Genomic DNA, 13,681 nt, shown 5'->3' with positions numbered 1-13,681 from the left:
TTCATGGTTCATCAAGAAAATCATCAACACCATACTACACAGACAGAAACAGATACGCTAAAAGACCCAGTGTGTGGCATGATTGTGACTGAACAAGCACAACACCATGAAGTCTTTCAGGGGAAAACCTTCTTTTTTTGCAGTGAAAAATGTCACTCCAAATTCCAGAACAATCCTTTGCAATATCTGAATAAGCCGGAAATGACACAGGATGATACTCATGCACATCAGCATGGCTCTCAATCCGTATCAGTTCCTCAAAAGGTTGCAGCGAATACCGCTGGGGTAACAATCTATACTTGTCCGATGCATCCCGAAATTCGCCAGGATCATCCTGGAAACTGTCCTAAATGCGGAATGACACTGGAGCCACTCATTCCCGAATTGGAGGAAGATGAGAATCCTGAGTTACGTGATTTCCGTCGACGCTTCTGGTGGACACTACCACTCACCATAATTGTGACTTTTTTGGCGATGTTTGGCCATCAACTGAACCTGTTCGACATGGAGGTTCAGAGTTGGATTGAATTAGTGCTGTCACTCCCGATTGTATTGTGGGCAGGTTGGCCATTCTTCTCTCGTGGCTGGCAATCGGTCGTCAATCGTAGCCCAAACATGTGGACCCTGATCGGTTTGGGGACTGGAGCCGCATTTCTCTATAGTGTGGTAGCAACGGTTGCACCGCAAATCTTCCCGGATTCCTTTGTTTCTATGGGTCGCGTTGCTGTTTACTTTGAAGCGTCAGCTGTCATCATTTCTTTGACCCTGCTGGGGCAGATATTAGAACTAAAAGCACGCTCACAAACCTCTGCCGCAATTAAGTCATTACTTGGCCTTGCTCCTAAAACAGCGCGCAGAATCCTGCCCAATGGAACTGAGGAAGATGTTCCTCTGACGCATGTGCATGTCGGAGATTTACTTCGCATCCGCCCAGGCGAAAAAGTTCCTGTGGATGGTGTAGTTACTGAAGGGAGTAGTTCAGTGGATGAATCGATGTTAACAGGTGAACCTTTACCGATCACTAAACGCGTCGGAGATAAAGTCATTGGGGCTACCCTGAATACGAATGGTTCATTGATCATGCGTTCAGAGAAAATTGGTTCAAGCACAATGCTGTCTCAGATCGTACAAATGGTGGCACAAGCTCAACGCTCGAGAGCACCCATGCAACGTATGGCTGATCAGGTAGCAGGTTGGTTTGTAATGGCTGTAGTGACCATTGCCTTTCTTACATTCTTTGGATGGGGACTATTTGGCCCAGAACAGTCAAGCTGGATTTATGCATTAATCAATGCTGTAGCAGTACTCATTATTGCCTGTCCTTGTGCACTAGGGTTGGCAACGCCTATGTCTATCATGGTTGCGACTGGCCAAGGCGCCACCCATGGCGTGTTGTTCCGTGATGCGGCAGCGATTGAGAATCTGCGCAAGATTGACACACTGATTATTGATAAAACCGGTACGCTGACTGAAGGACGCCCTGCATTCGACCGTGTAGTAGCTGCAGCAGGGTTCGAAGAGTCTGAGGTATTACGTCTGGCCGCTAGTTTGGATCAGGGCAGTGAACATCCGCTAGCTAATGCGACTGTAACTGCAGCGCGCGAACGTGGCCTGTCTCTGGAAAAACCCGATCATTTCGAATCAGGCTCAGGGATCGGTGTTCGAGGACAAGTGAGCGGTCGCGAGTTAGCTTTGGGCAACACGGCACTCATGGAACAATTGGGTATATCCGTACAATCTCTGATTCCGCAAGCTGAAGAGCTACGTTCGGAAGGTGCAAGTGTGATGTATCTAGCGGCTGATGGTGAATTGGCTGGCCTACTCGCAGTATCGGATCCCATTAAAGCCAGTACCCCTGAAGCACTTGCCACACTGAAGGAAGCCGGACTACGTATCGTGATGGCAACGGGAGATGGACTCACCACTGCCCGTTCAGTCGGAGCACGCCTGGGAATTGATGAGGTACATGGTGAAGTCAAGCCAGCGGATAAACTAGAACTGGTCAGCAAATTGCAGAAAGAAGGTCGCATCGTGGCAATGGCTGGCGATGGAATCAATGATGCACCAGCCTTGGCTAAAGCAGATGTCGGTATCGCTATGGGTACCGGGACTGATGTCGCAATGAATAGTGCTCAAGTTACCTTGGTCAAGGGAGATTTACGAGGGATCGCGGTTGCTCGTTCACTCTCGGAAGCGACTGTCGGCAACATGAAACAGAACTTAATGTTTGCTTTCCTTTACAATGCCTTGGGTATCCCAATCGCAGCTGGCGTACTCTATCCATTTACAGGTTGGTTATTGTCACCCATGATTGCGGCCTTGGCCATGAGTTTTAGTTCAGCGTCAGTCATCACCAATGCCCTCCGTCTGCGACATAAAAAGCTATGATAGAGAGTTCTTTTCTTCCACCAGAGGTACCGGGCCTGATAGCAGCGCTTGCAATCGGCCTGATCATTGGTTTAGAACGAGGATGGCACGATCGTGAATTGCCAGAAGGCAGCCGAGTAGCAGGCCTACGTACCTTTACGTTGACTGGGTTGCTCGGAGGCGTGCTCGGTCATCTACAGCCAAATTTTGGGCCTTGGCCACTGGTCGCAGCGATATTAGGGCTTTCTCTCTTACTCACTGTATCCTACGCACGTACTGCAAAACTTTCCGATAATCTAAGTGCTACCACGACTATTGCGATGCTGTTGACCTTAGTTCTAGGTGCATATGCATCCCATGGTAATGTCACGTTAGCATTAACCGCGGCTGTAATCGTCGCTGTATTTTTGGATCTCAAACCCACACTGCACAGCTGGTTACGCCTGATCGAACATCGTGAATTGACTGCATCGTTGCAGCTGTTGGTACTCTCTGTCGTCATTTTACCCTACTTGCCAAATACGGGTCTGGGACCTTTTTCCGCATTAAATCCTTATCAGTTATGGTGGGCAGTGATCCTGATTGCCGGACTCTCTCTGGCAGGTCATTTTGCCATGCGGCTCACCGGTTCAGAAAGAGGAATATTCTGGACAGGTCTATTGGGTGGTTTAGCATCGTCTACAGCTGCAACTGTAGCCCTTGCACGCTATGCACGTCAGAATCCCATCATGGTCAGTGCTGCTATTTCAGGAACATTAGCGGCCTGTGGCATCATGTTTTTCCGCATGGCTGTGCTGATTGGGGTGATTGAACCAGCCCTTCTAAGCACTTTTGGTAGTGCAATGATCATTGCGGGGATTATTCTGCTCGGCATGGCACTATGGAGACAACGCCAAATTACCAGCACCGAAAAAAACGATCGCACAATAGAAACAATGGCTCCTTTTGATCTTGGGACCGCATTCGGCTTTGCTGCTTTCCTGGCTGTCATGGCTATTTTGGTGCCCGCTGCCAAACAATGGTTGGGCACCAGCGGTATTTATGTGCTGTCCACTATCTCCGGTCTGGCCGATGTCGATGCCATTCTCATTTCACTTGCCAGAATGCATGGAAGCGGCAGTTTAGCCACAGAAATTACCGTTATCGCACTGGGACTTGCAACCCTGACCAATATGCTCAGTAAGGCCACGATTGCCTGGACCACTGGCGGTGCACAGTTTGGAAAGAACATTTTACTGGGTTATACCATCGCTATGTTATTCGCAGGCTTAACTCTTGGTATAACTCTGCGTTTTGGCTAGTTGCACGAATCATGATGCAGTTAATATCAACAGGCATAACGATAATCCGTTCAGTATCTGTCCACCTCCAATCTGTAACACTAAGGTGTGATGATACTGATGATATTTTTTCATATTTTATAGTAAACATCGAACAACAAGGAGATTCAACATGAGTCAAACCCGCCCTAGAATGACTAATCTTTTTGCACAGCTGGGTCTGGATTCAAGTGCCGAAGCAATTCAGAATTTCATTGAAACCCATCAACTTGCAGCCGACACACATATTATGGAAGCGGAGTTTTGGAGCGCTGCCCAGCGTCAATTTTTGTCAGAAAAAGTTGCTTCTGATGGGGAATGGGCTATTACTGTAGATCAACTCAATGAATCGTTGCATGAAGATTCAATATCATACAAATAATTTGTTTTTATCACGGCCAAGTCCATGAGGATTTGGCCTAATAGCTCAATGAGAACCACTAATTCATTTAATGCAACGACCAAAAATTTAAATACTGATTCATTCTCAACATGTCTTGGATTTAGCCTGGGAAAACAAGGGTAAAAATAATTTTTCCATGGCGTGATTCCGCTTGAATGCTTGCACCATGCAGATCAAGAATCGATTTGGTGATCGCCAATCCTAAACCTGTTCCCTCTTCTGTTCTTTGCCGTGAAGAATCCGTTCGGTAAAAACGATCAAACAGTCGGGATAGTTGATCAGGATTTAGCTCGGATGCCGCATTTTCTATTGACACGATGGTGTCTTTGTCTTTTTGCTGGCAGTTGACTTTGATGATTGAATTAGGCTGACCATATTTAATGGCATTAGACAACAGGTTGCTCAAGGCACGTCTTAACATGAGCGGATCGCCCACCACCGTCCCGGATCCGGTTTGGTGTAAACGCATGCCTTTTTCCGCAGCCAGTGCATCATAAAAATCAAATAAGGCTGTGATCTCTTCAACCAGATCGACGGGTTGTGAATGAGGCAAATATAAGCCATGTTCTGCCTTGGCCAAAAATAGCATATCCGACACCATGCGGGCCAAACGTTCAAACTCCTCAAGATTGGAAAACAGTACTTCCTGATAGGCTGCAACATCCCGCTTTCGGGACAGACAGACCTGGGTTTGTGTCATCAGATTGTTGATGGGTGTCCGAATTTCATGCGCCAGATCAGAAGAAAAATCAGCCAGTTTTTCCAGTGCGGACTCCAGACGATCCAGCATGTCATTGAATGCGGTAGCCAGCGCACGCAGTTCACTAGGCGTATGCTCAACATCCAGACGTTCAGACAGATGTTGTGCAGAAATTCCTTCCGCAACCTGCGCCATGTTTTGTACCGGTTTGAGTCCTTTCCATGCGGCCAACCAGCCCAATAACATCAAACAGAATGTTCCAATTAAGCAGATGATCAATAACTGCTGTCTAAATTCTTTTAGAAAATGCGCATGCTCTAAAGTATCAATCCCGATAATGATCTTGGCTGTAGCTGTGTGCTCAACCAGTCCACGGTAGGATCTGTCCTGTATCTGCCATTCCAGCCAATTTGTAGGGCTGGAAGCTTTAAATATAGGGCTTTTAAAAGCTGAAGGCATAGAACTAAAGATGATCTGTCCGGTTGGCCGTTCAACCTGAACAATCAGGTCATGATGGCCCACAAGTGCATCGTGCAGATACTGAGGTAGTTCAACAGAATTTTCTGGATATTGTTTGAGTAAATTTTGAATCAGCTGAACTTTCCCTTCCAGTTGGCTGCGATCCTGATCCTGAAAATGATGGATCACCAGCTGGTTAATGACCAAGCCCAAAATCATGAAAATCACAATCGTAAAAAAGGAAAAGACCAGACTGATTTTAAAACTGATCGCCTGAAAGACCTTATTCCTCATCTTCAACCTCTAAAACGTAACCCATGCCTCGCACATTCTGGATCAGTTTCAGGCTAAAGTTGCTATCAATTTTATTTCGTAAACGTTTAATTGCGACCTCAACCACATTGGTATCACTATCAAAATTCATATCCCAGATTTGCGAAGCAATCAGTGATCTCGGCAAGATTTCACCGCGTCTACGCATAAATAATTCCATCAGTGCAAACTCTTTTGCGGTGAGATCAATTCGCTGGCCTGCACGGGTGACACGACGTTTACGCAGATCCAGTTCCAAGTCAGCTACCCTGATGATATTGCTGTCTTCTTTCGGCTGGCCACGACGTAACAAGGTTTTGATTCTGGCCACTAGTTCAGCAAAAGCAAAGGGTTTGATCAGGTAGTCATCGGCACCCAATTCCAGACCTTTAACCCGATCCTCGATTTGATCGCGTGCGGTCAGAAACAGAATCGGCATGGATTTACCGGCTTTACGAATATCATCAAGGATATGCCAACCATCTAATCCCGGTAACATCACATCCAGTATGATGAGATCATAATCTTCTGTAAGTGCATGATGCCGGCCTGATACCCCATCCGTTACCCAGTCTGTAATATATCCAGCTTCATACAAACCTTGTTTAAGGTAATCACCGGTTTTTAGTTCATCTTCAACCAGTAAAATTCTCATTGATTCAGCTCATGACCATTCATATAAACATAATAACGTTATAAATATCTTATTCGTTGTAGATTACAAAAATGTCATTTTCAGGTCATGTTGATGTTTGTTGAGACACTATATGGTAGTGACAAGAAGATATTCTTTTTGTTGGAGTAAAAATGAAAACTGTATTTCGCCAGAGCTTAACTACCCTTATGTGTGTTGGGACTTTAATGGTTGCGACTCAGTCATGGGCAAAAGAGACTCAGCAGGTATCAAATGCACAAGAACAATGCCCAAAACCTTGTGCAATGAAGAGCAATGACAAGTCTCAGCAAAACCATAGCCAACATCACCATGGCAATATGGCAGATATGTCTCAAATGGATCATTCAAAGATGATGAATATGGATCACTCTAATATGGGTGACATGGACCATTCAAAAATGAGCATGTCAAATCTAGGAAATAAGTAATTAATACGCTAAATGAAAGCTCGAGGTATCAGACCAAGTAAAGAGTCTTTATAGATACCTTGGTCTTGATTTTAGGTAGGTGAAATAAAATGTCTAAAAAATTAAGTCATGTTTTTTTAATAGGAGTCGGTTTATTTTCATCGACTTGGGTTATGGCAGCGGTTAAAGAGTATGATTTAACAATCGCGGAACAAACAGTGAACATTACTGGAAAGCCTCTTAAGCGAATCACAGTGAATGGTAAATTTGTTGCACCTCTTCTAGAGTTTGAAGAAGGCGATGATGCTGTTATACGGGTACATAATAAGTTAAAGAACCAGGACTCTTCTATTCATTGGCATGGTTTAATTTTACCGGGCATCATGGATGGTGTGCCCGGATTTAACCAATTTGATGGTATTGGACCTAATAAAACCTATGAATATAAATTCAAGGTTCGTCAAAATGGTACTTATTGGTATCACTCGCATAGTAAAGGTCAAGAACAAGAGGGTTTATATGGACCTCTAATCATTTATCCTAAGAATAAAATCCCTTTATCGGTTAATGAAAAAACGGATAGAGATTATGTAGTTTTGCTTTCTGATTTTCATAATTCCACAAGTGGCCAAATTGTGAAGAATCTTAAAAAAGAAGCAGATTATTATCAAAATCAAAGAGAAACAGTTTTTGATGTAGTTAAACAGATCAAAAGAGATGGCTTAAAAGCTACCTGGCAAGATCGGTCGATGTGGAATCAGATGCGTATGCTTAAAACGGATCTTTCTGATGTCACTCGGTATACATTCTTAATGAATGGTAAAACTCCAGAACAAAATTGGACCGGAAATTTTAAGGCGGGTGAAAAAGTACGTCTTCGTTTCATTAATGCTGCGGCAATGTCTTTTTTTGATGTACGAATTCCTAATCTAAAAATGACTGTAGTCAGTGCCGATGGTCAACCAGTCAAACCTGTCCCCGTTGATGAGTTTCGAATTGGGACAGCTGAAACTTATGATGTCATTGTAGAACCTAAACAAGCTCATTATCAGATCGAAGCAGAGTCTATTGATCGAAGTGGTTTTTCTGTAGGTTCATTACATGAAGAAAATGACTCTCCAGTAAATCAAATTGTGATGCCAAAACCACGTCCTCGCTCTTTATTGACAATGGAAGATATGGGAATGAATCATGGTGCTTCATCTGGTATGAACCATGATATGTCTAGTATGTCTGACAAGTCTCAGAAGCATTCCATGGCTGGCATGAACCATGATATGTCCAGTATGTCCGACGAGTCTCAGAAGCATTCCATGGCTGGCATGAACCATGATATGTCCAGTATGTCTGACAAGTCTCAAGAGCATTCTATGGCTGGCATGAACCATGACAGATCAATTAACACCACAAATTTATATGAAACTTCAGATAAATCCGTTTATGGATGGGCCAATGCATCGACACCGACTGGGCACAGAGCTTTAAAGTACAGCGACCTGCAGTCTTTGAATCCACAACCTGATACTCGTACTGCTGAAAGAGAAATTGAGGTCCGCCTTGGCGGTAATATGGAACGTTATATCTGGACCATTAATGGCAAAAAGTTCAATGAAGCTCAGCCTCTTGAAGTGAAGTATGGTGAACGCATACGGTTAAAATTCGTGAATGACAGCATGATGGCTCACCCAATGCATTTACATGGCATGTTTATGCAACTTGAAAATGGTCAAGATACAAGCAATATGCCGAATAAACATACCGTAATTGTCCCTCCTGGAAAAACAGTGAGTACCCTCTTAACTGCTGATGAGTTAGGTGAGTGGGCAATTCACTGTCATTTACTCTATCACATGAGCGCTGGCATGATGAACAAACTGATTGTGGCAAATGTAGATAGTCACGATAATGATGCTAAAGAGATTGTTGCTCAGCCCCTAACAAATGATAAGGGAGTTAATCAACATGCAAACCACTAAAAAATTATTTTCAAAAACACTTTTATTAGTTGCACTAAGCGGATGGATGGGTATAGCTTTTGCAAGTGATAATTCTAAGGAAAACTTAGACAATAGTACCAATGCTTCTACATCGGAGAGTATGAATTTACTTTCAAAAGAACCTGGAGGGTTGGGTTACCTTAACCGTAGCTTGTATCAAAATGCTCCCAATAAAAATGATGGAGATAACGGTACTGCGCTTAAAGCAGCTTCGGTTAATCATAGCCATGATAATCATCTTAAAGAACATGGTGGACAAGTTTATCAAACGACTAAACTGAGAAATGAATGGCTGCTTAATGAAGATGGCCAAGGTACGTATGGCTCCAAACTGCAAACGCTCATTGGCACAGATGAGAATCGTTTATTTATTGAGGCTAATCTAAGTAAATCAGAAAGTCATGACCCCCAATATGATATATCTGCACTGTACAGTCGTAATGTAGCGCCCTTTTGGGATATACAAGCTGGTGTAAGATATAGTGAAGATAGAAATAACAATAGTAATCGAATAGATGGTGTTGTTGGTATATTAGGATTAGCTCCTTATTTCTTTGAAACTCAGGCTTATTTATACGGTGGTGAAAATAATTTCTGGGGAGCTAGTTTTGACGTGGATCGGGACTTATTACTCACCCAAAAGTTAATTACCCAGCCATACATCGAAGCAGATATGGTATTCAATGATAATTCTGACTTTGCTTCTAAAACTGGTTTGTCTGAGTTGAAGACTGGTATAAAAACCAGATATGAGATTACTAAAAGGATTAGACCATTTGTTGATGTTGCATATCAATATGAAAAAGGATTGAAAGAGACTAGATTCCAACAAGCTACTGACTCAGAAAAAGGCTGGTTGTATGGTGCGGGTTTAGAGTTATTGTTCTAATGTTTTAAACAAATTTTTTGTCAAAAAGGAGCGACATATGAAATTTCACATTGCTAATATGACTTGTGGTGGGTGTGCACGAGGTATTACTGCCGCAATTAAAGAGCTCGACTCGAATGCCACACTCGATTTCGATTTACCAAATCATATTGTTGAAATCAATACAACAGTTAGTCAGGATAAAGTGATTGCCGCTTTAAGTGAGCGTGGATTTACAGCTGAGCCTGCTTAATCTCTGTTATCGTAAAAGTGGTAATCTATTACCACTTTTACTCATCTTGATTCTTCTCGTCGTACAGATAAAATCTGTACTTGCTTGCAATAAAAGTACCGCCTGAATTCCCCATTATCTTGGTTCGAGCTAATCTTTGAATGTAGAACTAAGCATATCTAAATGATAGAGATCGCATATGAGTACCGAAATGACTGATACGCCACGCTACAGTGAAACATTAGAGATTGAAGGGATGACATGTGCTTCTTGTGTAGGTCGAGTAGAAAAAGCCTTAAAGTCTGTTGAAGGCGTTGCATCAGCGAATGTCAATTTGGCTACAGAAAAAGCAGTCATTTATGCTCATACCCCCCTTGATCGGACTGCTTTAATCAAAACAGTAGAAAAAGCAGGTTATGAAGTCCGTTCATTACAACCCATAGAGCTGACGATTGAGGGCATGTCATGTGCCTCATGTGTAGGCCGCGTAGAAAAAGCCTTAAAATCTGTTGAAGGTGTTGTATCAGCGCATGTCAATCTGGCCACAGAAAAAGCAACTATTCAGGCAAATTCATCTATAACTATTGACTCACTCATTCAAGCTGTCATCAAAGCAGGATTTGAAGCCAAGTTAGTTGCTCAAAATACTGAAAGCGTTCAAGACAAAAAAAATATTGAATTAGAAAAACTTAAAAAGGATTTAATTTTTTCAATCTTATTGACTATACCCGTGTTTATTTTGGAAATGGGATCTCATCTCATTCCTGCTTTTCACATGTTTATGATGAATAACATCGGCCAACAAAATAGCTGGTTCATTCAGTTTATCTTGACTACGGCCGCATTGACCTTCCCTGGTCGACGCTTCTTCAAAAAGGGAATTCCAAGTTTATTCCGTTTAGCACCCGACATGAATTCCTTGGTGGCGGTAGGAACACTCGCTGCCTATCTTTACTCAGTGGTTGCCACCTTCTTTCCAGATGTACTGCCGCAAGGTACAGTCAATGTCTATTATGAAGCCGCGGCAGTGATTATCACCTTAATCCTGTTAGGTCGTTTTTTTGAAGCAAAGGCAAAAGGCCGAACATCTTTAGCAATCCAACACTTAGTCGGAATGCAACCTAAAGTCGCAAGAATACAGCTCAACAATCAAGTGATAGAAGTTCCGATTGCTGAAGTTCAAACAGGATCTATTGTAGAGATTAGACCAGGAGAACGTATCCCTGTCGATGGTGAAGTTATTCACGGCCAAAGCTTTATTGATGAATCCATGATTACTGGTGAGCCTATGCCTGTTGAGAAAACTGTAGGCTCTATTGTAGTAGGAGGAACAATTAACCAGAGTGGCAGTTTAAATATCAAAGCCACTTCTGTGGGCAGTTCATCCGTACTTTCTCAAATTATTCGAATGGTAGAACAGGCACAGGGCTCCAAGCTACCGATTCAGGCATTGGTTGATAAAATTACCATGTGGTTTGTGCCTGTCGTAATGGCTCTCTCAATTTTAACTTTTCTAGCTTGGTTTATTTTCGGCCCTGAGCCTGCGCTAACATTTAGTTTAGTGAATGCCGTTGCAGTACTCATTATTGCCTGTCCTTGTGCAATGGGCTTGGCAACGCCTACCTCCATCATGGTGGGAACCGGGCGTGGTGCGGAAATGGGGGTTTTATTCCGTAAAGGAGAAGCATTACAACTGTTAAAAGAAACCAAGGTGGTTGCGGTTGATAAAACCGGTACTTTGACTGAAGGGAAACCCATTTTAACGGATTTTCAAGTCCTAGATGGGTTTGAAAATGACTCGGTACTTTCACTTATGGCAGCCGTTGAATCAAAGTCAGAGCATCCTATTGCCCGAGCAATTGTACAGGCAGCTACAGACAAAGGATTGAATTTGTCTCCTGTTTCTGATTTTAACTCAGTGACTGGCTACGGAATTGAGGCAACAGTGTCTGGGCATTTGGTGCATATTGGTGCAGATCGATACATGGAAAAACTGGGTTTGAATCCTAAAGTTTTTTCTCAATTCTCAGATCAGTTGGGTGAAGAAGGCAAAACTCCCCTCTATGTTGCAATTGACCAAACACTTGCCGCGATTATTGCGGTCGCGGATCCCATTAAAGAATCGACATTTGCTGCGATTAACGCGCTGCATCAGTTAGGCCTAAAGGTCGCCATGATTACCGGTGATAATCGTCATACGGCTCAAGCGATTGCAAAAAAATTAAATATCGATGAGGTTGTCGCTGAAGTCTTACCTGAGGGTAAAATAGAGGCCGTTAAGAAATTAAAAAATCAATACGGGAAACTCGCCTATGTCGGAGATGGCATTAATGATGCTCCTGCACTTGCAGAAGCAGATATAGGCTTAGCGATAGGAACAGGCACAGATGTCGCAATTGAAGCTGCCGATGTAGTTTTGATGTCTGGTAATTTGAAAGGTGTTCCGAATGCTATTGCTTTAAGCAAAGCCACTCTGAAAAATATACGTGAAAATTTATTCTGGGCGTTTATTTATAATACTGCTTTGATTCCTATCGCGGCAGGTGTTCTTTATCCGAAATTTGGACTCCTACTTTCTCCTGTATTCGCTGCTGGCGCAATGGCCCTCTCATCCGTTTTTGTATTGGGTAATGCGCTACGATTAAAACGTTTTAAAGTAACGCTTATATAATTAAATGCCTAGAAGTATTTGAGGCAGCTTCAAAATGAGGCTGTCTCATGTCTAGGATACTGGGAGCAGTCCATTCAAATATCGATACACAGCCTGTCGGCTAATACCAAATGCTTTAGCAAGATCAACCTTAGATGAATACTTCCCTTCCCTCCATGCTTGTCGTAAGGCCTCAGCCTGCTCAGGATTTAATTTATGGACTCGACCTTTATATTTCCCCTGAGCAGATGCAATCTTAATCCCTTCTTTCTGACGTTCTAAAATGATTTCTCGCTCAAACTGGGCAAAAGCACCCATTAGCTGCAGCATCAGGTTATCTATCGGGGTGGCTTGAGCCGTGAAGGTAATATTCTCTTTGAAAAATTGGATAGCAACTCCCCTTTTTATGAGCTGATCAACTTCAGTGACTAAGTCTTTCAGACTTCGGGCAAAACGATCCATGGAATGAACAACAATCATGTCACCTTCACGGGCACTGTTGCAAATAGAGATTTGAGTCGATGATGTTCCCTTTAAAAAGTACTTAGAGACCGAAAACCCTGTTGATTAGACACACTTCACCCTGAGGCTGACCATAATAAAATGACGATGCTTGTCCTTTACGTAGTGCACGCATGACTTCAATACCTTTAATTGTGGCATAAGCCGTCTTCATAGATTTGAATCCTAATGTGGCCCTGATGATCCGCTTTAGCTTGCCATGATCACATTCAATCACGTTATTTTTATACTTAATCTGCCTGTGCTCAAGGTCTGGTGGACATTTACCTTCCCGTTTTAACCGTGATAAAGCACGTCCATATGTGGGTGCTTTATCCGTGTTGATCACTTGTGGAATTTGCCACTTCTTCACATTATTTAAAATTTTTCCAAGAAAACAATATGCTGATTTGGTATTACGTCTAGAAGAAAGATAAAAATCAATGGTATCGCCACGTTGATCGACTGCACGATACAGATAAGACCATCGTCCATTCACTTTTACATAGGTTTCATCAATATGCCACGAGCTCAGATCTGTAGGATTACGCCAATACCAGCGTAAACGTTTTTCTATTTCAGGAGCATAACGTTGAACCCAACGGTAAATAGTCGTGTGATCAACATTCACACCCCGTTCGGCCAACATTTCCTGCAGTTCACGATAGCTAATGCCATATTTACAATACCAGCGCACAGCCCAAAGAATGATTTCGCCCTGAAAATGCCGACCATGGAAAGGATTCATATGCTGCACCTTTAGCTAAAACAGTCTTCAGCTTACCATTCG

The 13,681-nt window shown here is 42.9% G+C and carries 11 protein-coding genes and 1 pseudogene; 8 read left to right on the top strand and 4 right to left on the bottom strand.

The features are described from left to right. The first annotated feature begins 3 nt into the window (after nucleotides 1-3). From WAE57_RS08290 to WAE57_RS08280, 3 genes are all read left to right on the top strand, one after another. Nucleotides 4-2,388 (top strand): heavy metal translocating P-type ATPase, encoded by a 2,385-nt coding sequence (locus tag WAE57_RS08290; protein WP_337709974.1) that lies wholly within the window; start codon nucleotides 4-6, stop codon nucleotides 2,386-2,388. Beyond that, entirely contained in the window at nucleotides 2,385-3,668 is a 1,284-nt protein-coding gene (locus WAE57_RS08285) for an MgtC/SapB family protein (RefSeq protein ID WP_337709972.1), read from the top strand. The genes WAE57_RS08290 and WAE57_RS08285 overlap by 4 nt, the downstream gene beginning before the upstream one ends. 151 nt (nucleotides 3,669-3,819) lie before the next feature. After that, nucleotides 3,820-4,068: a DUF2789 family protein gene (locus tag WAE57_RS08280; RefSeq protein ID WP_337709970.1), complete on the top strand. Its 249-nt coding sequence runs from the start codon at nucleotides 3,820-3,822 to the stop codon at nucleotides 4,066-4,068. A 121-nt stretch (nucleotides 4,069-4,189) separates the two neighbouring features. Here WAE57_RS08280 and WAE57_RS08275 read toward each other — a convergent pair whose 3' ends face one another. Further along, a complete protein-coding gene (locus WAE57_RS08275) occupies nucleotides 4,190-5,542 on the bottom strand; it encodes a heavy metal sensor histidine kinase (RefSeq protein WP_337709968.1) in 1,353 nt (450 codons plus the stop codon). Further along, the gene (locus WAE57_RS08270; RefSeq protein ID WP_337709966.1) at nucleotides 5,532-6,215 is read right to left on the bottom strand and encodes a heavy metal response regulator transcription factor; all 684 of its coding nucleotides are present in this window, start codon (nucleotides 6,213-6,215) and stop codon (nucleotides 5,532-5,534) included. The genes WAE57_RS08275 and WAE57_RS08270 overlap by 11 nt, the downstream gene beginning before the upstream one ends. Before the next feature lie 152 nt (nucleotides 6,216-6,367). Here WAE57_RS08270 and WAE57_RS08265 point away from each other — a divergent pair, with 152 nt between their 5' ends. The 5 genes from WAE57_RS08265 (at nucleotide 6,368) to WAE57_RS08245 (ending at nucleotide 12,411) form a co-directional block, all read left to right on the top strand. Next, nucleotides 6,368-6,664, top strand: a complete 297-nt coding sequence (locus tag WAE57_RS08265) for a hypothetical protein (protein WP_337709964.1) — start codon at nucleotides 6,368-6,370, stop codon at nucleotides 6,662-6,664. Nucleotides 6,665-6,753: 89 nt separating this feature from the next. Beyond that, nucleotides 6,754-8,619, top strand: a complete 1,866-nt coding sequence (locus WAE57_RS08260; protein ID WP_337709962.1) for a copper resistance system multicopper oxidase — start codon at nucleotides 6,754-6,756, stop codon at nucleotides 8,617-8,619. Beyond that, the gene (locus tag WAE57_RS08255; RefSeq protein ID WP_337709960.1) at nucleotides 8,606-9,529 is read left to right on the top strand and encodes a copper resistance protein B; all 924 of its coding nucleotides are present in this window, start codon (nucleotides 8,606-8,608) and stop codon (nucleotides 9,527-9,529) included. Before WAE57_RS08260 ends, WAE57_RS08255 begins: the two co-directional genes overlap by 14 nt. A gap of 37 nt (nucleotides 9,530-9,566) precedes the next feature. Further along, complete coding sequence (locus tag WAE57_RS08250) at nucleotides 9,567-9,761, top strand: heavy-metal-associated domain-containing protein (RefSeq protein WP_337709958.1); 195 nt, start codon at nucleotides 9,567-9,569, stop codon at nucleotides 9,759-9,761. A gap of 178 nt (nucleotides 9,762-9,939) precedes the next feature. Next, entirely contained in the window at nucleotides 9,940-12,411 is a 2,472-nt protein-coding gene (locus tag WAE57_RS08245; RefSeq protein WP_337709956.1) for a heavy metal translocating P-type ATPase, read from the top strand. Between the two features lie 51 nt (nucleotides 12,412-12,462). Here the strand turns inward: WAE57_RS08245 and WAE57_RS08240 are convergent. Together WAE57_RS08240 and WAE57_RS08235 are read right to left on the bottom strand one after the other, a co-directional pair. Continuing rightward, a pseudogene (locus WAE57_RS08240) lies at nucleotides 12,463-12,882 on the bottom strand (recombinase family protein); the annotation flags it as partial. A 52-nt stretch (nucleotides 12,883-12,934) separates the two neighbouring features. After that, the gene (locus tag WAE57_RS08235) at nucleotides 12,935-13,639 is read right to left on the bottom strand and encodes an IS6-like element IS1006 family transposase (RefSeq protein ID WP_001067784.1); all 705 of its coding nucleotides are present in this window, start codon (nucleotides 13,637-13,639) and stop codon (nucleotides 12,935-12,937) included. Between the last annotated feature and the right edge of the window lie 42 nt (nucleotides 13,640-13,681).

Source organism: Acinetobacter sp. NS-4 (assembly GCF_037402435.1).
GTDB lineage: Bacteria > Pseudomonadota > Gammaproteobacteria > Pseudomonadales > Moraxellaceae > Acinetobacter.
Note: the sequence above shows the minus strand (reverse complement) of the source record. Positions and strands in the feature narration are given on the sequence as shown.